Origin of the sequence: Pararhodobacter oceanensis (genome assembly GCF_003076755.1) — a bacterium.
Classification (GTDB): Bacteria; Pseudomonadota; Alphaproteobacteria; order Rhodobacterales; family Rhodobacteraceae; genus Pararhodobacter; species Pararhodobacter oceanensis.
On sequence record NZ_QDKM01000002.1, the window covers coordinates 85,959 to 107,643 of the forward strand.

Below are 21,685 nucleotides of genomic sequence, written 5' to 3' on the forward strand. Positions count from 1 at the left end.
CGCACATGCCCAAACGCATCCTGTCTGGCACCGTGACGAGCGACAAGAACGAGCAGACCATCACGGTTCTGGTCGAGCGCCGCTTCAAGCACCCGCAGATGAAGAAAACGGTTCGGAGCTCGAAGAAGTATCGCGCCCACGACCCGCAAAACCAATTCAAAGTTGGTGATATTGTGCGCATCGAAGAATGTGCGCCGGTATCGAAATCGAAGCGCTGGCAGGTGGTGGTCGAAGCTTCGGCTTAAACCATTCCTGACAGACTAAGCGAAACCCTGGGCATCCTGCCCAAAGGTCGGGAGACTATTCCATGATCCAGATGCAAACTAATCTGGATGTTGCTGACAACTCCGGCGCGCGCCGAGTTCAGTGCATCAAGGTTTTGGGCGGTTCGCATCGCCGCTATGCATCCGTAGGCGACATCATCGTCGTCTCGGTAAAAGAAGCGATTCCGAAAGGCCGTGTGAAAAAAGGCGACGTCCGTAAGGCCGTCGTTGTGCGCACCGCCAAGGAAGTTCGTCGTGCAGACGGTTCTGCCATCCGTTTTGACCGCAATGCTGCCGTCATCCTGAATCCTCAGGGTGAGCCGGTTGGCACGCGTATCTTCGGGCCGGTGGTTCGTGAATTGCGCGCGAAGAACTTCATGAAGATCATCTCGCTGGCGCCGGAGGTGCTGTGATGGCTGCGAAACTCAAAAAGGGCGACAAGGTCGTCGTTTTGACCGGTAAGGACAAAGGCAAGCAGGGGGAAATTACCTCGGTGTCGCCTTCGACCGGCAAAGCCGTGGTGGACGGGGTGAATATCGCCATCCGTCACACCAAACAAAGCCAAACCGCGCAGGGCGGCCGCTTGCCGCAGGCAATGCCGATCGACCTGTCGAACCTTGCTCTGCTGGACGCAAACGGCAAAGCCACCCGCGTGGGTTTCCGCGTTGAAGACGGTGAGAAGGTTCGTTTCGCCAAGACGACCGGAGAGGTGATCTGATGTTGGACACCGCAACCTATACCCCGCGTCTGAAAGCCGATTATCAAAACCGCATCCGTGCGGCGATGATCGAAGAATTCGGCTATAAGAACGCAATGATGGCCCCCAAGCTCGACAAGATCGTGCTGAACATGGGCGTCGGTGAAGCTGTCAAGGACACCAAAAAGGTGAAATCGGCAGAGGCAGATATGACCCTGATTGCGGGTCAGAAAGCTGTCATCACCAAAGCCAAGAATTCGATCGCAGGCTTTCGGGTCCGCGAAGAGATGCCTCTCGGCGTCAAGGTCACCCTGCGCGGCGACCGGATGTATGAATTCTTGGACCGCCTGATCACCGTGGCTCTGCCCCGCGTCCGCGACTTCCGCGGCGTCAAAGGCACTTCGTTTGATGGCCGTGGCAACTATGCCATGGGAATCAAAGAGCACATCGTGTTCCCGGAAATCGACTTTGATAAAGTTGATGAAGTCTGGGGCATGGACGTGATCATCTGCACGACTGCGGCAACCGACGCGGAAGCCAAGGCGCTGTTGAAACTGTTCAACATGCCGTTCAACAGCTGACGCGGAAGGAGAGGAATAAACATGGCCAAGAAATCAATGGTCGAACGCGAGAAGAAGCGCCAGCGCATGGTCGAGCAGTATGCTGCCAAGCGCGCCGCCCTGAAAGCGATCATCAACGACCAGTCCCTGCCGATGGAAGAGCGCTTCAAAGCGAATCTGAAGCTCGCTGAATTGCCGCGCAACTCGTCGGCAACCCGTCTGCACAACCGCTGCGAACTGACCGGCCGCCCGAAGGCCTACTATCGCAAACTGCAACTTAGCCGCATCATGCTGCGTGACTTGTCCTCGAATGGGCAGGTTCCGGGTATGGTCAAGTCTAGCTGGTAAGGAGGAAAGATCATGGCGATCAACGATCCTCTCGGCGATATGCTGACCCGTATCCGTAACGCGCAGCTGCGTGGCAAAACGAGCGTCCGGACCCCGGCCTCGAAAGTCCGCGCCTGGGTGCTCGATGTGCTGCAGTCCGAAGGCTATATCCGTGGTTACACGGCTGGCACCTCGGCTGACGGTCACCCCGAGCTGACCATCGAGCTCAAGTATTCGTCGGGTGAACCGGCGATCCGCGAGCTCAGCCGCGTCTCCAAGCCGGGCCGTCGTGTCTACGCCGGCGTCAAAGAAATCCCGCAGGTTCGCAACGGTCTGGGTGTTTCGGTGGTTTCGACCCCGAAAGGCATCATGTCCGACGCGAATGCACGCGCAGCCAACGTCGGCGGCGAAGTGCTCTGCCGTGTATTCTGAGGAGGGCTGACATGTCTCGTATTGGCAAGAAGCCTGTTGCACTGCCCCAAGGCGTCACTGCGACGATCTCGGGCCAGTCCATCGAAGTCAAAGGGCCCAAGGGCACCCGCAACTTCACCGCAACCGATGACGTCGATCTGGTGCTCGAAGATGGTGCCGTAGCGGTCAAGCCGCGCGGGTCCTCCAAGCGCGCGCGCCAGCAGTGGGGAATGACCCGCTCGATGCTCGCCAACCTCGCGGTCGGCGTGTCTGCCGGTTTCAAGAAAGACCTTGAACTGGTCGGCGTTGGTTACCGTGCCGCAATGCAGGGCAAGGACCTGAAATTGCAGCTCGGCTACAGCCACGACGTGATCTTTAACGCCCCCGAGGGCGTGACGATCAGCACCCCCAAGCCCACCGAAGTGGTGGTCGAAGGGATTGACCAGCAAGTCGTGGGTCAGGTTGCCGCAAACATCCGCGCATGGCGCAAGCCCGAGCCCTATAAGGGCAAAGGCATCCGCTATAAGGATGAGTATATCTTCCGCAAGGAAGGCAAGAAGAAGTAAGGGCGTTTACGATGGCGAACACAAAAATGAAGCTGTTCCAAAAGCGTCGTCAGCGCGTGCGGAACAAACTGCGGAAAACCGCCAATGGCCGTCTGCGCCTGTCGGTTCACCGTTCGAACAAGAACATCAGCTGCCAGCTGATCGACGATCTCAACGGCACCACCGTTGCGGCCGCCTCGACGCTGGAAAAAGAGCTGGGTGTGGTCGGTGTGAACAACATCGACGCGGCCACCAAGGTTGGCTCCAAGATTGCCGAGCGCGCGAAAGCGGCCGGTATCGAAGAGTGCTATTTCGACCGTGGCGGCTTCTTGTTCCATGGCAAGGTCAAAGCTCTGGCCGATGCCGCTCGCGAAGGCGGGTTGAAGTTCTAAGAGACCTGAAGGCGGCGCCGCTCTGGCGCCGTCTCGATGATCCGGGACGGGTGCAGCCCTTGGCCGCGCCCGTCACCGCGATTGAATTTCACGGCGCAGCTTGAGACGCGCCACCTTTGAAAGGATGCCTTGATGGCAGAACGTGATAATCGCCGGGGTCGCCGCGACGACCGTGATGAAAATCCTGAGTTTCAGGATCGTCTGGTAGCAATCAACCGGGTGTCGAAAACCGTGAAGGGTGGTAAGCGCTTCGGTTTCGCCGCTCTCGTGGTTGTTGGCGACCAGAAGGGCCGTGTCGGCTTTGGTAAGGGCAAGGCGAAAGAAGTGCCTGAAGCCGTGCGCAAAGCCACCGAGCAAGCCAAACGCCAGATGATCCGCGTGCCGCTGCGCGACGGTCGCACCCTGCACCATGACGTCGAAGGCCGCCACGGCGCTGGCCGCGTGATGATGCGCTCGGCTGTTGCCGGTACCGGGGTGATCGCCGGTGGTCCGATGCGTGCGGTGTTCGAGATGCTCGGCCTGCAGGACGTTGTGGCCAAGTCGCTCGGTTCGCAAAACCCGTATAACATGATCCGTGCAACGATGGACGGCCTCAAAAAGGAAGCCAGCCCCCGCCAGATCGCGCAGCGTCGCGGTAAAAAGGTGGCTGACATCCTGAAGAAGCCCGAAACCGAAACCACAGACGCGTAAGGAGAACGGGACATGGCTACTATTGTTGTCAAACAGATCGCCTCGCCGATCCGTCGCCCCGCCGAGCAGCGTGCCACGCTGATCGGTCTGGGCCTGAACAAAATGCACCGCACCCGCGAGCTGGAAGACACCCCTTCCATCCGCGGCATGGTCGCAAAGGTTTCGCATTTGGTCGAAATCGTCGAAGAAAAGGCCTAAGGGCCAGCGTTCGCTGACGGTGCGTGCAAAGCACACACCCTACGGCTGACGAATTGAAAAGCCCCGGTCACCAGACCGGGGCTTTTTCTTTTGCAGGGAAACCCTGTGCGCACTCCACACGATGCGCAAGGGGTCGCGCCTGACCCTGGGTGGGCGCAATGCCCTCTCCACTCCGCGCTGCACTCAAAAGCTTCGATGTCACCCGAGCCACTCAAGCCATCGCCATTGCGCCCTCCCATGGGGAGGGTCGGGCGCGGCCCGTGGTGCCCACGTGCCAGACGGGTCAGCCGGAGTGCCATACGCCCGCGTCAAATTCTCGCTGACCACATTTCATAAAACGGCCTAGCGCCGCGCATGATGGGTGGCGTTCGCAGCGCGAAGCGACCACAGGATCTCGCTGCACTCCGTTTCAGCCTGAGAGGCGAGCAACGCGAGACGGGCCGCGCCCGACCCTGGGTGGGCGCAACGTCCTGTCCACAACGCGGTGGTCTCAAAGCTTCGATGTCAGCCGCGCCACTCAAACCATCGCCAATGCGCCCTCCCGGGGGGAGGGTCGGGCGCGGCCCGGCGGGGGCGCCGGGCGGGGCGGGTGAACTGGAGCACTTATGACCATCGGCAATTCGCGCGGTGCCCCGACGTCACGCGGCACACGCAGGACGCTGCACCACCCGCACAACGCTGTCTCTACCGCCACCCGCGCCGTGCCCCAGCGTCATGCACGCCCCGCACCACTGCCACGGCCGCGCCTCCAGATCACCGGCTACCACCCGCACCACTGCCACGGCCGCGCCTCCAGACCACCTGCCACAGCCTGCGTCACCGCCACAGCCCGCGCCGCCCACACCACCGCCACACCCCCGCCGCGCCGTAGGGTGTGTGCTTCGTACGCACCGTCCCCGGAGCTTGCGCGCCACCACATCCCTTGCGTCCGGCGCGTTCCCCGTCTATACGCCCGATCACGACTCCCTGTATCCCCTCGGGGTCGATCTATATCTGTAACACGCCGTGTTGCCCCGATCCGTCGCTGGTGGGGTATTCCGGACAAGGAGAAGCGACATGAAACTCAACGAACTTCACGACAACGAAGGCGCGAACCGCAAGAAAAAGCGCGTCGCCCGTGGCCCGGGTTCGGGCAAGGGTAAAATGGCCGGCCGTGGTATCAAAGGCCAGAAGTCGCGCTCGGGCGTGGCGATCAACGCCTATGAAGGCGGCCAGATGCCGCTCTATCGCCGCCTGCCCAAGCGTGGCTTCAGCAAGCCGAACCGCAAAGAATGGGCGGTCACCAACCTCGGCGCCATCGAGGCGTTTATCGAAGCCGGCAAAATCGACGCCGCCGCCGAGATCAACGCCGAAGTGCTGGTCGCCTCGGGTCTGGTGCGCCGCAAGCTTGACGGCATCCGCGTTCTGGCCAAAGGTGAGGTCACCCGCGCGCTGAATATTTCGGTCGCCGGTGCTTCGAAAGCCGCTGTTGAAGCGGTCGAGAAAGCCGGTGGAACGCTGAAAACCGCGGTCGCCGCAGCCGAAGCTGCCGAATAAGGTGTTGTGACGGGGCCATTCGCCCCTTACATCATCCGCATAGGTTTTCCTGCGCCGCCACCGGGAACCGGACTGGCGGCGCTGTCACGTAAGAAAGACAGACCATGGCATCAGCTGCAGAGCAAATGGCGGCCAACACGTCTTGGGCCACCCTCGTTAAGGCGAAAGATCTGCGCCAGCGCATCGTTTTTGCGATTGGCCTTTTGATCGTATACCGGCTCGGGACGTATATCCCGGTTCCGGGTATCGACGGTGGCGCATTGCGCGAATTCATGACCGACGCGGCCGCAGGCATCGGCGGCATGCTCAATATGTTCACCGGCGGTGCGATTTCCCGCATGGGGATCTTCGCGCTCGGCATCATGCCGTATATTTCCGCCTCGATTATCGTGCAGCTTGTCGCCTCGATGTATGGCCCGTGGCAGAACCTGCGCAAAGAGGGCGAGTTGGGGCGGCGCAAGCTCAACCAATACACCCGCTATGGCACGGTGTTTCTGGCGCTCCTGCAGTCTTACGGCCTCGCGGTCAGCCTTGAGGCCGGCGAATTGGCCACCGATCCGGGCTGGTTCTTCCGCATCTCGACGATCATCACGCTGGTCGGCGGCACATTGTTCCTGATGTGGCTTGGTGAGCAGATCACCGCCCGCGGCATCGGCAATGGCGTCTCGCTGATCATCTTTGTCGGCATTATCGCCGAGGTGCCCGGACAGCTGGCGCAATTCCTCAGCCAGGGCCGCTCGGGCTCGGTCAGCCCGGTGGTAGTGATCGGCATCCTGTTGATGATGATCGCGCTCGTGGCCTTTGTGGTGTTCATGGAACGCGCCATTCGAAAGGTGCATATCCAGTATCCGCGGCGTCAGGTCGGCATGAAAGTCTATGACGGCGGCTCCTCGCATCTGCCGATCAAGGTCAACCCGGCCAACGTGATTCCGGCGATCTTTGCCTCCTCGCTGCTCCTGCTGCCGACGACGATCTCGACCTTCTCGGGCAATGCCACCAATCCGGTGATGGCCACGGTGCTGGCCTATTTCGGCCCCGGCCAGCCCTTGTATCTGGCGTTCTTCACCGCGCTCATTGTCTTCTTTACCTTCTTCTACACGCTCAATGTGTCGTTCAAGGTCGATGATGTGGCCGACAATCTGAAGAACCAGAATGGCTTTATTCCCGGTATCCGTCCGGGCAAGCGCACCGAAGAGTATCTCTATTTCGTCGTCACCCGTCTGGTGACCGTCGGCGCGCTCTATCTGGCCTTTGTGGCGCTGCTGCCCGAGATCCTGCGCGCGCAATTGTCGATCCCCTTCTACTTTGGCGGCACCTCGGTGCTGATTGTTGTCGCGGTGACACTGGACACCATGAGCCAAGTGCAGTCTCATCTCGTTGCGCATCAATACGAGGGCTTGCTGGAGCGCTCGCAATTGCGCGGTCGCGGCGGTAAGGGCGGCGGCAAGAAAGGGTCTACGAAACGGAAAGGGCCGGCACTGAGATGAATATAATACTGCTGGGCGCGCCAGGCGCTGGAAAGGGAACCCAGGCACGGGTCCTCGTGGAAACGCGCGGCATGATGCAACTCTCGACCGGGGATATGCTGCGTGCAGCACGGACCTCGGGCACCGGGATGGGGCAGAAGGTCGCCGAGATCATGGATGCGGGCCAATTGGTCACCGATGAGATCGTCATCGGCCTGATTTCCGAGCAACTGGACGGCGCGCACAGCGGTGGTTTCATCTTTGACGGCTTCCCGCGCACCTTGGCGCAGGCCGATGCTCTGGCCGATCTTCTGGCCGCCAAAGGGCAGCAGATCGACGCGGTGATCGAATTGCGCGTCGATGACGAGGCGCTGGTCGCACGGATCACCGGCCGCTACACCTGCGGCAATTGCGGTGAGGTCTACCACGACGCCACCAAACCGACCAAGACCGAGGGCGTCTGCGATGTCTGCGGCTCGGGCAACCTGCAGCGGCGTGCCGATGACAACGAAGACAGCCTGCGCCAGCGGTTGATGGAATACTATAAAAAGACCTCGCCGCTGATTGGCTATTACTACGCCAAAGGCAGCCTGCGGGTGATCGACGGGCTGCAAGAGATGGAGGCGGTGACCGCGGATGTGGGCGCTGCTCTCGACAAGTGATCACCGGCTCTTGACGATCCCCGCAAAACCCACTAGGCGATGCGGCTGATACCTTGATCCGAGTCGTTTTCCGACTCGGGTCTTTTAGTTGGTATCCTCATTTGGCACGGCCACTCGGCGCGTGTTGTGAAAAAAGGTTCTGGGACTACGGAACCGCAACGAAAAGGAAAATGCTGCGTGGCACGTATTGCTGGCGTCAACATCCCCACAGGAAAGCGCGTTCCCATCGCTCTGACCTATATCACCGGAATCGGCGCATCCACCGCCGAACAAATCATCGCCGCTCTGAACATCGACGCAACCCGTCGTGTGAACCAGCTGTCGGATGATGAGGTCCTGCAAATCCGCGAATACATCGACGCCAATGTGTCGGTCGAAGGCGATCTGCGTCGCGAAACCCAGATGAACATCAAACGGATGATGGACATGGGCTCGTATCGCGGTCTGCGCCATCGTCGCAACCTGCCTGTGCGCGGTCAGCGCACGCACACCAACGCTCGCACCCGCAAAGGCCCCGCAAAGGCCATTGCCGGCAAGAAGAAGTAAGGGGAGGCAGGACTAATGGCTCGCGAAAAAACCCGCGCTAAGCGGAAAGAACGGAAAAACATTGCCGCCGGTGTGGCGCATGTGAATTCCACCTTTAACAACACCAAGATCCTGATCTCGGACGTGCAGGGCAATGCGATCTCCTGGTCGTCGGCTGGCACCATGGGCTTCAAGGGGTCGCGTAAATCGACCCCCTATGCTGCCCAGTTGGCCGCCGAAGACGCCGCCAAAAAGGCACAGGACCACGGTCTGCGCACCCTCGAAGTCGAAGTGCAGGGTCCGGGCTCGGGCCGCGAATCGGCGCTGCGTGCGCTGGCCGCTGCTGGCCTCGTGATCACCTCGATCCGCGACGTGACCCCGCTGGCGCACAACGGTTGCCGCCCGCCCAAGCGTCGCCGCGTCTAACGCTGGTTACTATTACGACGGGCCGCGCCTTTTGCGCGGTCCGATACTGTCATTCTGACTGAACCTCGGGCGTGTCCGGTTTGATCATGAATCGGGTGCAGGTATGGAGGCGACTACATGATCCACAAAAATTGGCAGGAATTGATCAAGCCGGCGCAGCTGGATGTGCGTCCTGGCGCTGATCCGTCGCGTAAGGCGACGGTCACGGCAGAACCGCTTGAGCGCGGCTTTGGCCTGACGCTGGGCAATGCCCTGCGTCGCGTGCTGATGTCGTCGCTGCAGGGTGCAGCGATCACTTCGGTGCAGATCGACAACGTGCTGCACGAATTCTCCAGCGTCGCTGGCGTGCGCGAAGACGTGACCGACATCGTCCTCAACCTCAAGGGCGTGGCCCTGCGGATGGACGTCGATGGCCCCAAGCGGGTGACCATCTCGACCCGCGGTCCGGCGGTTGTCAAAGCTGGCGATATCGCGGTGACGGCGGGCATCGAAGTGCTCAACGCCGACCACGTGATCTGCCACATCGACGAAGGCGCCGAATTGTTCATGGAACTCACCGTGAACACCGGCAAAGGCTATGTGTCGGCTGATAAAAACCGTCCCGAAGACGCGCCCATCGGGTTGATCCCGATCGATGCGATCTACTCGCCGGTGAAGAAAGTCGCCTACGAGGTCGCGCCCACCCGTGAGGGGCAGGTGCTCGACTATGACAAGCTGACGATGAAGATCGAAACCGACGGTTCGGTGACGCCGGATGACGCGGTGGCCTTTGCCGCCCGCATTCTGCAAGACCAGCTGCAGGTTTTCGTCAACTTCGAAGAGCCGGAAGCCGCAGGCCGTGGCGATGCCGACGACGGGCTGGAATTCAACCCGCTGCTGCTCAAGAAGGTCGACGAGCTGGAGCTTTCGGTGCGGTCTGCAAACTGCCTGAAGAACGACAATATCGTGTATATTGGCGATCTGATCCAGAAAACCGAAGCCGAGATGCTGCGCACCCCGAACTTCGGCCGCAAGTCCTTGAACGAGATCAAGGAAGTGCTGTCGGGCATGGGCCTGCATCTGGGTATGGAAGTCGAAGACTGGCCGCCAGAGAACATCGAAGAGCTGGCCAAGCGTTTTGAGGACCAGTTCTAAGAACGGTGCGTGCAAAGCACACACCCTACATCTGTGGGGTGTGTGCCAAGCCGCATAAGACGACCCGGGGTGCACGCGCCCCAAGACGACTCGGGATATCACCCGCAAGGAGAGCGGTCCTCACGCAGGGGCCGCCGGACAAAGCAAAACGACGTTAATAGGAGATACACCATGCGTCACGCCCGTGGCTACCGCCGCCTCAACCGGACCCATGAACACCGCAAAGCGCTGTTCTCGAATATGTGTGGCTCGCTGATCGAGCACGAGCAGATCAAGACCACGCTGCCGAAAGCCAAAGAATTGCGCCCGATCATCGAGAAGATGATCACCCTCGCCAAGCGCGGCGATCTGCACGCCCGCCGTCAGGCCGCAGCGATGCTCAAGCAGGACAAGGACGTCGCCAAGCTGTTCGAAGTCCTCGGCCCGCGCTATGCCGAGCGTCAGGGCGGTTACACCCGCGTGCTGCGCGCCGGTTTCCGCTATGGCGATATGGCACCGATGGCGATCATCGAATTTGTCGAGCGTGACGTCGAGGCCAAAGGCGCCGCCGACCGCGCCCGCGAAGATGCGGCTGACGACGCCGAAGCGTAAGCAATCGGCACCTAGGCCAAGCAACTAGGCACGACTTACGAAAAATTGAGCCCTCGTTGCCTTGGCAGCGGGGGCTTTTTTCTGCACTGAACAGCAGGGCGCCGCCATCGGCGTGCGCCCGCGTTGAATCACCCGTGCACCGACCCCATTATCTGTCGGACCCGCAATTTGATTTCGATTTTGGCATCTACGGAGGGCGCAATGCGACGTTTCTTTCTGGTCGGAGGGGCGCTGGCGGTTATCGGCCTCGGCGCGTTCATTGCAGCGGGGGGCAGCGCGCCGCTCGCCCATCACCTGTCACATGGCGCCGCGGCGCAGACCGTCGCGCCCGCGCCGATCACCGAGGAGGTGCCGCAAAGCCGCGCGCAGATCAGCCTGAGCTATGCGCCGGTGGTGCGTCAGGCCGCCCCCGCGGTGGCCTCGATCTATGCCCGCCGGATTGTGGAAAGCCGCCCCAATCCGTTCTTTGACGATCCTTTGTTCGGGCAATTGTTCGGCGACCGTGGCCGCGCCGCCCCAAGGGTGCAAAACGCGCTCGGCTCGGCGGTGATCGTCTCGGCAGACGGCATTGTGGTGTCCAATTACCATGTGGTCGGCGGCGCCGATGATATCCGCGTGGTGCTTGGCGACCGCCGCGAATTTGCCGCCGATGTGATCCTCGCCGACCGCGAAAGCGATCTGGCGGTGCTGCAACTGCGCGGCGCGGCCAATCTGCCGGTGATCGACCTGGCCGATTCGGATAATATCGAGGTCGGCGATCTGGTGCTGGCCATCGGCAACCCCTTCGGCGTTGGCCAGACGGTGAGCAGCGGCATCGTCTCGGCGCTGGCGCGATCCGGCCTCGCGATGGGCTCGGGGCGCGGCTATTTCATCCAGACCGACGCGGCGATCAATCCCGGCAACTCGGGCGGCGCGCTGGTCGATATGCAGGGCCGTCTGGTTGGCATTAACACCGCGATCCTGACCCGCTCGGGCGGCTCCAATGGTATCGGCTTTGCGATCCCCGCCAATCTGGTGGAACAGGTGGTGGCGCAGGCGCGCGAGGGGCGCAGCCAGTTCATGCGGCCATGGATCGGGATCACCGGTCAGGCGGTGGATGCGGCGCTGGCCGAGGGGTTTGGCCTCAGCCTGCCGCAGGGCGTGGTGATCGCCCAGATGCACCCGCGCAGCCCCTTGGGCGCGGCGGGGCTCAGGGTCGGTGATGTGGTGCTTGCGGTCGATGGCGAGGCGGTGAATTCGCCGCAGGAAATGATGTTCCGCCTCTCGGCGCAGGGCATCGGCGGCGAGGTCGAACTGTCCTATCTGCGCGGCCAGACCCATTCCAGCACCGACCTGATCCTCACCGCACCGCCCGAATCCCCCGCCCGCAACCGTGTCACCATCACCGATCTGGCCCTGCGCGGGCTGGTGGCCGAGACCATCAATCCTGCGGTGATCGCCGAATACAACCTGCACCCCGAGGCCAATGGCGTGGTGGTGGTCGAAGCCCGCGACCTCGCCGCCCGCGCCGGTCTGATGGCCGGTGATGTGCTTCTGTCGGTCAACCGCCAGCCGGTGATGTCGAGCCGCGATCTCGAGCGGCTCCTGCGCGATCCCTCGCGCTATTGGGAGATCGAGATTCTGCGCGAAGGGCAGCGCAGCCTGTTGCGCTTCCGGCTGTGAGGCGCTGCGTTTAGGGGCAGGGGTGGAGGGGGCTCTGCCCCCGCGGCTGCGCCGCCCCCCGGGATATTTATCGACAGATGACGGGGCGGGGCGTGCCTGATGGGGCAGGGTGGCGCGACCTGCTTCGCGGTGTTTATTCGCATGGCATAAAGGGCGCTTGCGGCGTAATCTGGCACTATGGCTGATTTGTTCAATACCTCTGCGGCAAGCGAGACCGCCAACGCGCCGACCGACGAGACGCAGGCCCCGCGCCCGCTGGCCGACCGGCTGCGCCCGCAGGTGCTCTCCGAGGTGATCGGGCAGGGCGCGGTGCTGGGCGCCGATGGCCCTTTGGGCGCGATGCTGGGGGCGGGCGCGCTGTCGTCCCTGATCCTCTGGGGGCCGCCGGGGGTGGGCAAAACCACCATCGCGCGGCTGCTCGCGCAGGCCACCGACCTGCATTTCGTCCAGATCAGCGCGATTTTCACCGGCGTGCCGGATCTGCGCAAGGTCTTCGAGGCGGCGCGGATGCGGCGGGGCAACGGGCAAGGGACCTTGCTGTTCGTCGATGAGATCCACCGCTTCAACAAGGCCCAGCAGGACGGGTTTCTGCCCTATATGGAGGACGGCACGATCCTGTTGGTCGGCGCCACCACCGAGAACCCCTCATTTGAATTAAACGCCGCCTTGATGAGCCGCGCGCAGGTGATCGTGCTGACCCGCCTGACGCTAGCCGATCTGGAGCTGCTGACCCAGCGCGCCGAGCGGGCGCTGGATCGCGCGCTGCCGCTGAAAGCCGAGGCGCGTGAGGCGCTTTTGGAAATGGCCGATGGCGACGGGCGCGCGCTCCTTAACCTGATCGAGCAGGTGATGGCGTGGAGGCTCAAGGCGCCCCTGGACCGCGAGAGCCTGTCGAAACGTCTGATGCGGCGCGCGGCGAAATACGACAAGAACGGCGAAGAGCATTACAACCTGATTTCGGCGCTGCATAAATCGGTGCGCGGCTCGGACCCCGACGCGGCGCTCTATTGGTTCGCGCGGATGCTCGAGGGCGGCGAGGATCCCCGCTTTCTGGCCCGCCGCATCACCCGTATGGCGATCGAGGACATCGGTCTGGCCGATCCGCAAGCGCAGGCGCGCTGCCTTGAGGCCTGGCAGATCTTCGAGCGTCTGGGCAGCCCCGAGGGCGAGCTGGCGCTGGCCGGCGCGGTGACCTATCTGGCCTTGGCGCCGAAATCCAACGCCGTCTATATGGCCTATAACGCGGCGCGGCGGCTGGCCAAAAAGACCGGCTCCGAGATGCCGCCCGCGCATATCCTCAACGCGCCGACGACAATGATGAAAGAGCAGGGCTACGGCGCCGGCTACGCCTATGACCATGACGCCGAGGACGGGTTCTCGGGGCAGAACTACTTTCCCGACGGGGTCAAACGGCCGGTGCTCTATGCGCCACCCGAACGCGGGTTCGAGCGCGAGTTGAAAAAGCGCGTCGAGTATTTCGCGCGGCTGCGCAGCAAGCGCCAAGGCGAGCGCGGCACCTGAGAATAAAGGGCTTTGGGTTGACTTTGCGCCATGCCCGGTTCAAGGCAAGCCGATGATGGGAACGCTTGTTCAGGTTGCACTCGGGGGCGCTTTGGGGGCCTCGTGCCGGTATTTGACCGGCCTCGCGGCGCTGCGGCTTCTGGGCGCCGGTTTCCCTTGGGGCACGCTGGCGGTCAATGTGATCGGCAGCTTTGTCATGGGCGTTGTGGTGGTGGTTTTGGCGCAGGTCAACGGCACCCGTTACGCGCCCTTTCTGATGACCGGCCTGCTGGGCGGTTTCACCACATTCTCGGCCTTTTCGCTGGACGCGCTGACCCTCTGGCAGCGCGGCGAAACCTGGGCCGCCGGAGCCTATGTCATGGCATCGGTTATCTTGTCGCTGGTGGCAATTGCCGCCGGTTTGATCCTTGCACGGAGCCTGATCGCATGAGCGGTGTCCAACATATTGAAATCACCGAAGACGAGGCCGGCCAGCGGCTTGACCGCGCGCTGCGCAAACGCTTTCCGCAGGTCACCCAGGGCATGGTCGAGAAATTCTGCCGCAAGGGCGAATTGCGCCTTGATGGCAAGCGGGTGAAAGCCTCGGACCGTGTCGAAGAGGGCCAGAAGGTGCGCGTGCCGCCCTTGCCGGCGGGGCAGGCTCCGGCGCCGGTGCGCGTCGAGGTCGAGACGATTGCCGACGCCGACGCGCGGATGATCCAGGAGGCGGTGCTCTGGCAGGACGAGCATATCATCGCGCTGAACAAACCGCCGGGCCTGCCCTCGCAGGGCGGCTCGGGGCAGGGCAACCGCCATGTTGACGGGCTCACCGAGGCGCTGAAATTCGGCTACAAAGACCGGCCGGTGCTGGTGCATCGCTTGGACAAGGACACCTCTGGCGTGCTGCTACTGGCCCGCACCCCGCGCATTGCCCGCCGTCTCGGTGAGGCGTTTCGCAACCGCAGCACCCGCAAGATCTACTGGGCGATTGTCGCCGGTGTGCCCTCGCCGGCAATGGGCACGGTGCGCTTTGGTCTGGTGAAAACCGGCGGCCACGGCGCCGAGAAAATGCGCTGCATCCATCCGCGCGACATCGACGACACCATCGGCGCCAAACGCGCGACCACCGATTTCGCCGTGCTCGAACGCTTGGGTAGCCGCGCCGCATGGATGGCGCTGGTGCCGATCACCGGCCGCACCCACCAGCTGCGCGCGCATATGGCCGAACTGGGGCATCCGATTGTCGGCGACGGTAAATATGGCGGCTCGGGGCAGGAAAACCTCGGCGATGGCTGGGGCGCGCAACTCGGCGGTGATATCAGCCGCAAGCTGCATCTCCACGCCCGCTCGATCCGCTTTACCCATCCGATCACCGGCGATGAAATCAACCTCACCGCGCCCTTGCCCTCGCATATGGCGCGCAGCTGGAAAACGCTGGGCTGGCGCGAGAGCGATGTGCCCGCCGATCCCTTCGAGGACCTCTGAGACGCGATGAAACTGGTTATTTTCGACGTTGATGGCACGCTGGTCGACAGCCAGATGCATATCGCGGGGGCGATGGGTTTTGCCTTCGCCTCATGCGGTCTGACCTGCCCGCCGCATGAGGCGATCCTTGGCATTGTCGGCCTGTCGCTGCCGCAGGCGATGGCGCAGCTGGCGCCCGAGGCCGACCATCCGCGCCTTGTCGCCGCCTATAAAGCCAGTTTTACCCAGTTGCGCGCCGACGCCGGTTCGCCGCTCTACCCCGGTGCCCGCGCCGCGATCGAGGCGCTGGCCGGACGCGAGCGGATGTTTCTGGGCGTCGCCACCGGCAAATCGCGCCGCGGGCTGACCCATGTGCTGGCCGCGCATGAACTCAACGGCTATTTCGTCACCACGCAGGTTGCCGATGATCACCCGTCCAAACCCAGCCCTTCGATGGTGCTGACGGCGATGCGCGAGGCCGGAACCACGCCGGAGAACACCGTGATGATCGGCGATACCAGCTTTGATATGGAGATGGGCCGCGCCGCCGGTGTCCATACCATCGGCGTCAGCTGGGGCTATCATCCGGTCACCGCGCTGGCGGCCGCCGACCATCTGATCGACGATTTCGCCGCCCTGCCGGCGACCATTGATAGCCTCTGGAGCCCGTCATGAGCACGTCCCGCAAACGCTTCTGGACCAAAACCGAGATCACCGAAACCAAAGACGGATTCGGCGTGCAACTGGACGGGCGCGAGGTAAAAACCCCCGCCAAGGCGCCGCTTTTGGTGCCGACCCGCGCAATTGCCGAGATGATCGCGGCGGAATGGCAGGCGCAGGGCGAAAAAATCGACCCCGAGACCATGCCCGCCACCCGCTTTGCCAATGCCGCGATTGACAAGGTGGCGACGCAATTCGACGAGGTCGCGGCGATGCTGGTGGCCTACGGCGAGACCGATCTTCTGTGCTACCGCGCCAGTTTCCCCGAGGCGCTGATCGCGCGGCAGGCGGCGGCTTGGGATCCGCTGCTTGACTGGGCCAGCCAGCGTTTCGGGGTCACCTGGAATATCACCACCGGCGTGATGCCAACCCCGCAAGATCAACAGGTTACCCAGCGTCTCGGCGCCCATGTTGCGCAGTTCACCGCGTTTCAACTGGCGGCATTCCATGACCTTGTGGCGGTCTCGGGCTCTCTGGTGATCGGGCTGGCAGCGGCGGAAAATCACCGCGACCCTGAGACCCTCTGGCAGGCCTCGCAGCTTGATGAGGATTGGCAGATCGAGCAATGGGGCGCCGACGAAGACGCCGCCGAATTGATCGCCACGCGCCGCGCTGCCTTCCTCAATGCCGGGCGCTATTTTAACGCCTGCACCACAGACAGCAGCTTGCTAAAATAACCGCCACAATCTGCGTTTTGACGGGTCTTTTCCTTGGCGTAATGCGCGCAGCGGGAAGGATGTACTTGACGCATCCGAAATCTCCGATCAGATTTAACCTGCAAGGCCGCGACATGCGGCTCATCGCTTTGCGCGATGTTGCGCCGGTAACTCCGGTATTCAAGGTCCTCCGGTCTTTGGGGGGCGGCCGCTCAGGCGGTGAAGACAACAGGAAGAGGTAAAAATGAAAAAATCTGTATTTCTCGGGACGCTGACCGTCGCCGGCCTGGCTGCCGGTATGGCTGCGGCCGGGACGCTGGAAGACGTGCAAGAGCGCGGCACATTGAACTGTGGCGTCTCGACCGGCGTCAACGGCTTCAGCGCGCCTGACGCCAATGGCGTATGGCAGGGCTTTGACGTGGCGATCTGCCGCGCGGTGGCCGCGGCTGTGCTTGATGATCCGATGGCGGTGAACTTTGTGCCGACCACCGGCCAGACCCGCTTTACCGCGCTGGCCTCGGGCGAGATCGACATGCTGGCCCGCAACACCACCTGGACGCTGTCGCGCGATGTTGACCTCGGCTTTACCTTTGTCGGCGTGAACTATTACGACGGTCAGGGCTTTATCACCAACCGTGAGTTGGGCGTGTCCTCGGCCACCGAACTCGACGGCGCCACGGTCTGCATCCAGACCGGCACCACCACCGAGTTGAACCTCGCGGACTTCTTCCGCGCTAACAACATGACCTATGAGCCGGTGCCGATCGAGACCAACGCCGAAGCGCAGCAGCAGTATCTGGCCGGCGCTTGCGACACCTATACCACCGATGCTTCGGGCCTCGCCGCAACCCGCGCCTCGTTCAGCGCGCCGGGCGATCACGTGATTCTGCCCGAGATCATCTCGAAAGAGCCGCTCGGTCCGCTGGTCCGTCAGGGCGATGACGAATGGGCCGACATTGTCCGCTGGACGCTGAACGCGCTGGTCGCCGCCGAAGAGCTGGGCATCACCTCGACCAACCTCGACCAGATGACCGCCGGCACCGACAATCCGGAGATCAACCGGATGATGGGCACCGAAGGGTCGCTCGGCGAAATGCTGGGTCTCGAGGCTGACTGGGCCGTGCGCGCCATCGCCGCTTCGGGCAACTACGGCGAGATCTTTGCCGCCAACATCGGCGAGCAAACGCCGGTCGGTCTGGCCCGCGGTCTCAACGCACAATGGACCCAGGGTGGTCTGATGTACGCACCGCCCTTCCGTTAAGGATCGGTTCGGCGCGCGGTCTCCGGGCCGCGCGCCGTTTCTCTTTTAGAGACAACGCATAAACGTGCTTGCCGCCTCATCGGGGCTGCGAAAAAAACAAAAGCGCACGGATGCAGGGAGATATATAATGGCGATGGACAGCGGGGCTCCGACAGGGTCATTTCGCTTGAGCATGCTGCTTTATGATACGCGGTATCGTTCTTACACTATTCAGATTTTTGCACTGTTTTTGTTGATGCTGGGCGCCGCCTGGCTGGTCGACAATACGATCCGCAACCTCGCGGCTCTGGGCAAGGATTTCTCGTTCAGCTTTCTATGGAACGTCTCGGGCTACGATATTTCGCAGCGCCCGATCGAATATTCCTCTACCAGCACCCATGCGCGCGCCGCTTGGGTCGGGCTGCTCAACACGCTGATCCTGGCGGTGATGGCCTGTGTCACCGCGACCGTCCTCGGGGTGATCGCGGGGGTGCTGCGGCTGTCGAATAACTGGATCATCGGCCGGTTGATGACCATCTATATCGAGACCTTCCGCAACATCCCGGCGCTGCTGTGGATCGTGGTCTTCGGCGCGATCATGGCCGAATCGATGCCCGCGCCGCGCGACTTCCGCGGCGATACGCCCGAGGCGACGATGCAGGTCTTTGACAGCGTCGCGATCACCAACCGCGGCGTCTATATCCCCGCCCCGCAGTTCGAGCGCAGCCTCGGCACGCTGGATCTCGGGTTTGTCGCGCCGAGCCTTGATGCGATTGCCTTTATCCTTGTGGTGGTGCTGTCGATCTGGGCCAACAAGCGGCTGATCGCCCATGCCACCAAGGTGCAAAACGCCACCGGCGTGCGCCCCAAAACATGGTGGAAATCGATCCTGATCCTCTTTGGTCCGGCGATTGTGCTGCTGGTCGCGCTCGGGTTCTACCTCGATTATCCGGCGCTCGCGGGGTTCAACTTCAGGGGCGGCATCCATATGCGGTCCTCGCTGATCGCGATGTGGCTGGGCTTAAGCTTCTACACCGGCGCCTTTATCGCCGAAGTGGTGCGCGGCGGGATCATGGCGATCTCGAAGGGCCAGTCCGAGGCCGCCGCCGCGCTTGGCATCCAGCCCGGCAAAACCATGCGGCTGGTGATTCTGCCGCAGGCGATGCGGGTGATCATCCCGCCGATGATCTCGCAATATCTCAACATCACCAAGAACACCTCGCTGGGGCTGGCGGTGGGCTATATGGACCTGCGCTCGACGCTGGGCGGGATCACCATCAACCAGACCGGGCGTGAGCTCGAGGGGATGGGGCTGATGATGCTGATCTATCTGCTCCTGTCGCTGCTGATCTCTTCGGCGATGAATCTCTACAACAACCGCGTCAAGCTGAGGGAGCGCTGATATGGAAGAGCATCATGGTCTCAACTATGTCCGCACCGAAATGCTGGGCGAACAGGCGCCGCCGGTCTCGGAGGTCGGCGCGGTGCGCTGGGTCCGCGAGAATCTGTTCAGCGGCTGGGTCAATACGATCCTGACGGTGATCTCGCTGGCGGTGATCGCCTGGGCGGTGATGGCCATCGGCCCCTGGCTGCTCAACTCGGTCTGGGAGGCGGAATCACTGGCGCAATGCCGTGAGATCCTCGCCGCCGCCGGCGCGGTCAATGAACATGGCACTTTCGGCGCTTGTTGGGGGGTGATCAACGACCGCTGGCACCAGCTTTTGTTCGGCTTCTACCCGCCCGAGCTATACTGGCGCCCGATCCTTGCCTTCGTGCTGATGCTTGTTGCCCTTGCGCCGGTGCTGTTCCCGAATGTGCCGCGCAAATGGCTGTTTTTCTCGGTCGCCTATCCGTTTATCGGGTTTTTCCTGCTCTGGGGGGGCACCGTCTGGCTGCCGCTGATGATCGCAGCGGGGTTTGTCGTCGGCTATATCGCCGCGCGGCTGACCTCGGGCTATAGCACGCTGATCACCAGCGCCGCGGCGATCATCGCGCCGCTGATCTGGTGGTTCTACCTGATGGGGCCGGTCACCGAAGCGCTGCACAGCATGATCCCGATCGGGTTGGAAGCGGTGCAATCCAATGACTTCGGCGGCTTTATGCTGTCGATCATCATCGGCGTCACCGGCATTGTCCTGTCGCTGCCCTTGGGCATCCTGCTGGCACTGGGGCGGCAATCGAATATGCCGCTGATCAAAACCATCTGCGTGGTGTTTATTGAGTTCGTCCGCGGCGTGCCGCTGATCACCCTGCTGTTCACCGCGTCCTTGCTGCTGAACTACTTCCTGCCACCGGGGACCAATTTCGACCTGATCCTGCGGGTGATCATCATGGTCACGCTGTTTGCCACCGCCTATATGGCCGAGGTGATTCGCGGCGGTCTGGCGGCCTTGCCCAACGGCCAATATGAGGCGGCCGATGCGCTGGGGCTCGATTACTGGAAGGCACAGCGGCTGATCATCATGCCGCAGGCGCTGAAAATCTCGATCCCGGGCATCGTCAACACCTTCATCGGGTTGTTCAAGGACACCACGCTGGTGGTCTTTATCGGCCTGTTGGATCCGATCGGCCTGTCCAGTGCCATCCGCGCCAGTTCCGACTGGCAGGGTATTTATTGGGAGCTGTTCATCTTCATCGGCGCGATCTTCTGGATCTTCTGTTTCGGGATGTCGCGCTATTCGATGTATCTTGAACGCCGCCTGAAGACCGACCACCGTTAAGGAGAAACCAATGAACACGACGGCAGAACGCGGTATCGACCGCAGCCAGATGACGGTGAGCGATGAGGTCGCGATCCAGATTACCAATATGAACAAATGGTATGGCGCGTTCCATGTGTTGCGCGACATCAATATGACGGTGAATAGGGGCGAGCGGATCGTGATCTGCGGCCCCTCGGGCTCGGGCAAATCGACGCTGATCCGCTGTATCAACCGGCTTGAGGAACATCAGGCGGGGCAGATCATCGTCGATGGAACGGAACTTTCGTCGGACCTGAAGAACATCGACAAGGTGCGCTCCGAGGTCGGGATGGTGTTCCAGCATTTCAACCTGTTCCCGCATCTGACGATCCTCGAAAACCTCACGCTGGCGCCGATCTGGGTGCGCAAAACGCCCAAGCGCGAGGCCGAGGAAACCGCGATGTATTATCTGGAAAAGGTGAAAATCCCCGAGCAGGCCAATAAATTCCCCGGCCAGCTATCGGGCGGGCAGCAGCAGCGTGTGGCGATCGCGCGCTCGCTCTGTATGAAACCGCGGATCATGCTGTTTGACGAGCCGACTTCGGCGCTCGATCCCGAGATGATCAAAGAGGTGCTCGACACGATGATCGAGCTCGCGGAAGAGGGGATGACGATGCTCTGCGTGACCCATGAGATGGGCTTTGCGCAGGCGGTGGCCAACCGTGTGGTGTTCATGGACCAAGGCCAGATTGTCGAGCAGAACGAGCCCAACGAGTTCTTCAACAACCCGCAATCCGAACGCACGCAGCTGTTCCTGAGCCAGATTCTGGGGCACTAAAGCGTGTCGCACTCAATACGGATCGGGCATTCACCGGTTGGGGTGAGGCAGCGTTGGCAAAGCCAATGCGTTCACGCCAACAGGTGAACTCAATTGGGTGCGACACGCCCTAAACACCGCGTCAGGGTTGGGACGCTAAGAAAAGGGGGCCACGGCCCCCTTTTTGCCCCGCACCAATCTACCCTTACGCCCGGGGGCACCACGGGCCGCGCCCGACCCTCCCCCCGGGAGGGCGCATCGGCGATGAAGTGTATGGCTCGACCGACAAGAGTGCTTTGAATTGCAACGCCTTCTGGCAAGGGCAGGAGCGCCCACCCAGGCTCGGGCGCGTCCCTGACAGCCCGGCGTATCCGCCGGGCGGTGGCAGGGGGCTTTCCGCCCCCTCTTTGCTGCGCAAATTCACCCCCGAGGATATTTAGAGCACAAAGATGAGGGGGCGGCGCGCGGCGAGACACCGTTAAAAAATCCCTAACGCGACAGCGTAAGGGGTTGATTTCATTG

The 21,685-nt window shown here is 62.1% G+C and carries 27 protein-coding genes; all 27 read left to right on the top strand.

The annotated features are described in order from the left end of the window. The first annotated feature begins 5 nt into the window (after window positions 1-5). The 27 genes from rpsQ to DDE20_RS04940 all read left to right on the top strand — a co-directional run bounded on the left by rpsQ (window position 6) and on the right by DDE20_RS04940 (window position 21,184). Window positions 6-245 (top strand): 30S ribosomal protein S17, encoded by a 240-nt coding sequence (rpsQ, locus tag DDE20_RS04810; RefSeq protein WP_116557346.1) that lies wholly within the window; start codon window positions 6-8, stop codon window positions 243-245. A 62-nt stretch (window positions 246-307) separates the two neighbouring features. Then, window positions 308-676, top strand: coding sequence for a 50S ribosomal protein L14 (gene rplN, locus DDE20_RS04815; RefSeq protein ID WP_116557347.1), 369 nt, complete (start codon window positions 308-310; stop codon window positions 674-676). Beyond that, window positions 676-981, top strand: a complete 306-nt coding sequence (gene rplX / locus DDE20_RS04820) for a 50S ribosomal protein L24 (protein ID WP_116557348.1) — start codon at window positions 676-678, stop codon at window positions 979-981. Before rplN ends, rplX begins: the two co-directional genes overlap by 1 nt. Next, window positions 981-1,541, top strand: a complete 561-nt coding sequence (rplE, locus tag DDE20_RS04825) for a 50S ribosomal protein L5 (RefSeq protein ID WP_116557349.1) — start codon at window positions 981-983, stop codon at window positions 1,539-1,541. Before rplX ends, rplE begins: the two co-directional genes overlap by 1 nt. Window positions 1,542-1,562: 21 nt before the next feature. Continuing rightward, on the top strand, window positions 1,563-1,868 hold the full coding sequence (rpsN, locus tag DDE20_RS04830; protein ID WP_116557350.1) for a 30S ribosomal protein S14: 306 nt from the start codon (window positions 1,563-1,565) through the stop codon (window positions 1,866-1,868). 12 nt (window positions 1,869-1,880) lie between these two features. Then, window positions 1,881-2,279, top strand: coding sequence for a 30S ribosomal protein S8 (rpsH, locus tag DDE20_RS04835; protein ID WP_205961621.1), 399 nt, complete (start codon window positions 1,881-1,883; stop codon window positions 2,277-2,279). An 11-nt stretch (window positions 2,280-2,290) separates the two neighbouring features. Then, window positions 2,291-2,824 carry a 50S ribosomal protein L6 gene (gene rplF, locus DDE20_RS04840; protein ID WP_116557351.1) on the top strand — a complete coding sequence of 178 codons (534 nt, stop codon included), beginning with the start codon at window positions 2,291-2,293 and terminating at the stop codon, window positions 2,822-2,824. Window positions 2,825-2,835: 11 nt separating this feature from the next. Continuing rightward, the gene (rplR, locus tag DDE20_RS04845; protein ID WP_116557352.1) at window positions 2,836-3,195 is read left to right on the top strand and encodes a 50S ribosomal protein L18; all 360 of its coding nucleotides are present in this window, start codon (window positions 2,836-2,838) and stop codon (window positions 3,193-3,195) included. A 132-nt stretch (window positions 3,196-3,327) separates the two neighbouring features. After that, entirely contained in the window at window positions 3,328-3,885 is a 558-nt protein-coding gene (gene rpsE, locus DDE20_RS04850) for a 30S ribosomal protein S5 (protein WP_116557353.1), read from the top strand. A 12-nt stretch (window positions 3,886-3,897) separates the two neighbouring features. After that, window positions 3,898-4,083, top strand: coding sequence for a 50S ribosomal protein L30 (gene rpmD, locus DDE20_RS04855; protein ID WP_116557354.1), 186 nt, complete (start codon window positions 3,898-3,900; stop codon window positions 4,081-4,083). Between the two features lie 1,056 nt (window positions 4,084-5,139). Next, a complete protein-coding gene (gene rplO, locus DDE20_RS04860) occupies window positions 5,140-5,619 on the top strand; it encodes a 50S ribosomal protein L15 (RefSeq protein WP_116557355.1) in 480 nt (159 codons plus the stop codon). Window positions 5,620-5,723: 104 nt separating this feature from the next. Continuing rightward, window positions 5,724-7,106 carry a preprotein translocase subunit SecY gene (secY, locus tag DDE20_RS04865; protein WP_116557356.1) on the top strand — a complete coding sequence of 461 codons (1,383 nt, stop codon included), beginning with the start codon at window positions 5,724-5,726 and terminating at the stop codon, window positions 7,104-7,106. Then, complete coding sequence (locus tag DDE20_RS04870; RefSeq protein ID WP_116557357.1) at window positions 7,103-7,747, top strand: adenylate kinase; 645 nt, start codon at window positions 7,103-7,105, stop codon at window positions 7,745-7,747. The genes secY and DDE20_RS04870 overlap by 4 nt, the downstream gene beginning before the upstream one ends. A 177-nt stretch (window positions 7,748-7,924) precedes the next feature. Beyond that, window positions 7,925-8,293: a 30S ribosomal protein S13 gene (gene rpsM, locus DDE20_RS04875; RefSeq protein WP_116557358.1), complete on the top strand. Its 369-nt coding sequence runs from the start codon at window positions 7,925-7,927 to the stop codon at window positions 8,291-8,293. Between the two features lie 15 nt (window positions 8,294-8,308). Then, window positions 8,309-8,698, top strand: coding sequence for a 30S ribosomal protein S11 (rpsK, locus tag DDE20_RS04880; protein ID WP_116557359.1), 390 nt, complete (start codon window positions 8,309-8,311; stop codon window positions 8,696-8,698). A 117-nt stretch (window positions 8,699-8,815) separates the two neighbouring features. Continuing rightward, entirely contained in the window at window positions 8,816-9,832 is a 1,017-nt protein-coding gene (locus DDE20_RS04885) for a DNA-directed RNA polymerase subunit alpha (protein ID WP_116557360.1), read from the top strand. A gap of 171 nt (window positions 9,833-10,003) precedes the next feature. Next, window positions 10,004-10,423 (top strand): 50S ribosomal protein L17, encoded by a 420-nt coding sequence (gene rplQ / locus DDE20_RS04890; RefSeq protein ID WP_116557361.1) that lies wholly within the window; start codon window positions 10,004-10,006, stop codon window positions 10,421-10,423. A gap of 201 nt (window positions 10,424-10,624) precedes the next feature. After that, window positions 10,625-12,085 carry a trypsin-like peptidase domain-containing protein gene (locus DDE20_RS04895; protein ID WP_116557362.1) on the top strand — a complete coding sequence of 487 codons (1,461 nt, stop codon included), beginning with the start codon at window positions 10,625-10,627 and terminating at the stop codon, window positions 12,083-12,085. Window positions 12,086-12,262: 177 nt separating this feature from the next. Next, the gene (locus tag DDE20_RS04900; RefSeq protein ID WP_116557363.1) at window positions 12,263-13,606 is read left to right on the top strand and encodes a replication-associated recombination protein A; all 1,344 of its coding nucleotides are present in this window, start codon (window positions 12,263-12,265) and stop codon (window positions 13,604-13,606) included. Between the two features lie 52 nt (window positions 13,607-13,658). Next, window positions 13,659-14,036 carry a fluoride efflux transporter CrcB gene (gene crcB / locus DDE20_RS04905; protein WP_116557364.1) on the top strand — a complete coding sequence of 126 codons (378 nt, stop codon included), beginning with the start codon at window positions 13,659-13,661 and terminating at the stop codon, window positions 14,034-14,036. After that, window positions 14,033-15,070, top strand: coding sequence for an RluA family pseudouridine synthase (locus DDE20_RS04910; RefSeq protein ID WP_116557365.1), 1,038 nt, complete (start codon window positions 14,033-14,035; stop codon window positions 15,068-15,070). The genes crcB and DDE20_RS04910 overlap by 4 nt, the downstream gene beginning before the upstream one ends. A gap of 6 nt (window positions 15,071-15,076) precedes the next feature. Next, window positions 15,077-15,724 (top strand): HAD-IA family hydrolase, encoded by a 648-nt coding sequence (locus DDE20_RS04915; protein ID WP_116557366.1) that lies wholly within the window; start codon window positions 15,077-15,079, stop codon window positions 15,722-15,724. Further along, a complete protein-coding gene (locus tag DDE20_RS04920; protein WP_116557367.1) occupies window positions 15,721-16,446 on the top strand; it encodes an ATP12 family chaperone protein in 726 nt (241 codons plus the stop codon). Before DDE20_RS04915 ends, DDE20_RS04920 begins: the two co-directional genes overlap by 4 nt. 223 nt (window positions 16,447-16,669) lie before the next feature. Continuing rightward, complete coding sequence (locus DDE20_RS04925; protein WP_116557368.1) at window positions 16,670-17,686, top strand: amino acid ABC transporter substrate-binding protein; 1,017 nt, start codon at window positions 16,670-16,672, stop codon at window positions 17,684-17,686. Between the two features lie 127 nt (window positions 17,687-17,813). Continuing rightward, window positions 17,814-19,067 carry an amino acid ABC transporter permease gene (locus DDE20_RS04930; protein ID WP_116557369.1) on the top strand — a complete coding sequence of 418 codons (1,254 nt, stop codon included), beginning with the start codon at window positions 17,814-17,816 and terminating at the stop codon, window positions 19,065-19,067. Between the two features lies 1 nt (window position 19,068). Beyond that, window positions 19,069-20,385 (top strand): amino acid ABC transporter permease, encoded by a 1,317-nt coding sequence (locus DDE20_RS04935; RefSeq protein ID WP_116557370.1) that lies wholly within the window; start codon window positions 19,069-19,071, stop codon window positions 20,383-20,385. A 10-nt stretch (window positions 20,386-20,395) separates the two neighbouring features. Next, window positions 20,396-21,184 (top strand): amino acid ABC transporter ATP-binding protein, encoded by a 789-nt coding sequence (locus DDE20_RS04940; RefSeq protein WP_116557371.1) that lies wholly within the window; start codon window positions 20,396-20,398, stop codon window positions 21,182-21,184. Window positions 21,185-21,685: the final 501 nt, after the last annotated feature.

Bases quoted from the DNA above. Each gene is read 5' to 3' on its own strand.
- rpsQ (WP_116557346.1), top strand. From the start codon at position 6: ATGCCCAAACGCATCCTGTCTGGCACCGTGACGAGCGACAAGAACGAG.
- rplN (WP_116557347.1), top strand. From the start codon at position 308: ATGATCCAGATGCAAACTAATCTGGATGTTGCTGACAACTCCGGCGCG.
- DDE20_RS04920 (WP_116557367.1), top strand. From the start codon at position 15,721: ATGAGCACGTCCCGCAAACGCTTCTGGACCAAAACCGAGATCACCGAA.
- DDE20_RS04900 (WP_116557363.1), top strand. From the start codon at position 12,263: ATGGCTGATTTGTTCAATACCTCTGCGGCAAGCGAGACCGCCAACGCG.
- crcB (WP_116557364.1), top strand. From the start codon at position 13,659: ATGATGGGAACGCTTGTTCAGGTTGCACTCGGGGGCGCTTTGGGGGCC.
- DDE20_RS04925 (WP_116557368.1), top strand. From the start codon at position 16,670: ATGAAAAAATCTGTATTTCTCGGGACGCTGACCGTCGCCGGCCTGGCT.
- rplX (WP_116557348.1), top strand. From the start codon at position 676: ATGGCTGCGAAACTCAAAAAGGGCGACAAGGTCGTCGTTTTGACCGGT.
- DDE20_RS04885 (WP_116557360.1), top strand. From the start codon at position 8,816: ATGATCCACAAAAATTGGCAGGAATTGATCAAGCCGGCGCAGCTGGAT.
- rpmD (WP_116557354.1), top strand. From the start codon at position 3,898: ATGGCTACTATTGTTGTCAAACAGATCGCCTCGCCGATCCGTCGCCCC.
- DDE20_RS04935 (WP_116557370.1), top strand. From the start codon at position 19,069: ATGGAAGAGCATCATGGTCTCAACTATGTCCGCACCGAAATGCTGGGC.
- rpsK (WP_116557359.1), top strand. From the start codon at position 8,309: ATGGCTCGCGAAAAAACCCGCGCTAAGCGGAAAGAACGGAAAAACATT.
- rplE (WP_116557349.1), top strand. From the start codon at position 981: ATGTTGGACACCGCAACCTATACCCCGCGTCTGAAAGCCGATTATCAA.
- rpsE (WP_116557353.1), top strand. From the start codon at position 3,328: ATGGCAGAACGTGATAATCGCCGGGGTCGCCGCGACGACCGTGATGAA.
- DDE20_RS04930 (WP_116557369.1), top strand. From the start codon at position 17,814: ATGGCGATGGACAGCGGGGCTCCGACAGGGTCATTTCGCTTGAGCATG.
- DDE20_RS04915 (WP_116557366.1), top strand. From the start codon at position 15,077: ATGAAACTGGTTATTTTCGACGTTGATGGCACGCTGGTCGACAGCCAG.
- rplR (WP_116557352.1), top strand. From the start codon at position 2,836: ATGGCGAACACAAAAATGAAGCTGTTCCAAAAGCGTCGTCAGCGCGTG.
- rplQ (WP_116557361.1), top strand. From the start codon at position 10,004: ATGCGTCACGCCCGTGGCTACCGCCGCCTCAACCGGACCCATGAACAC.
- DDE20_RS04910 (WP_116557365.1), top strand. From the start codon at position 14,033: ATGAGCGGTGTCCAACATATTGAAATCACCGAAGACGAGGCCGGCCAG.
- rpsN (WP_116557350.1), top strand. From the start codon at position 1,563: ATGGCCAAGAAATCAATGGTCGAACGCGAGAAGAAGCGCCAGCGCATG.
- DDE20_RS04940 (WP_116557371.1), top strand. From the start codon at position 20,396: ATGAACACGACGGCAGAACGCGGTATCGACCGCAGCCAGATGACGGTG.
- rplO (WP_116557355.1), top strand. From the start codon at position 5,140: ATGAAACTCAACGAACTTCACGACAACGAAGGCGCGAACCGCAAGAAA.
- rplF (WP_116557351.1), top strand. From the start codon at position 2,291: ATGTCTCGTATTGGCAAGAAGCCTGTTGCACTGCCCCAAGGCGTCACT.
- rpsH (WP_205961621.1), top strand. From the start codon at position 1,881: ATGGCGATCAACGATCCTCTCGGCGATATGCTGACCCGTATCCGTAAC.
- secY (WP_116557356.1), top strand. From the start codon at position 5,724: ATGGCATCAGCTGCAGAGCAAATGGCGGCCAACACGTCTTGGGCCACC.
- DDE20_RS04895 (WP_116557362.1), top strand. From the start codon at position 10,625: ATGCGACGTTTCTTTCTGGTCGGAGGGGCGCTGGCGGTTATCGGCCTC.
- DDE20_RS04870 (WP_116557357.1), top strand. From the start codon at position 7,103: ATGAATATAATACTGCTGGGCGCGCCAGGCGCTGGAAAGGGAACCCAG.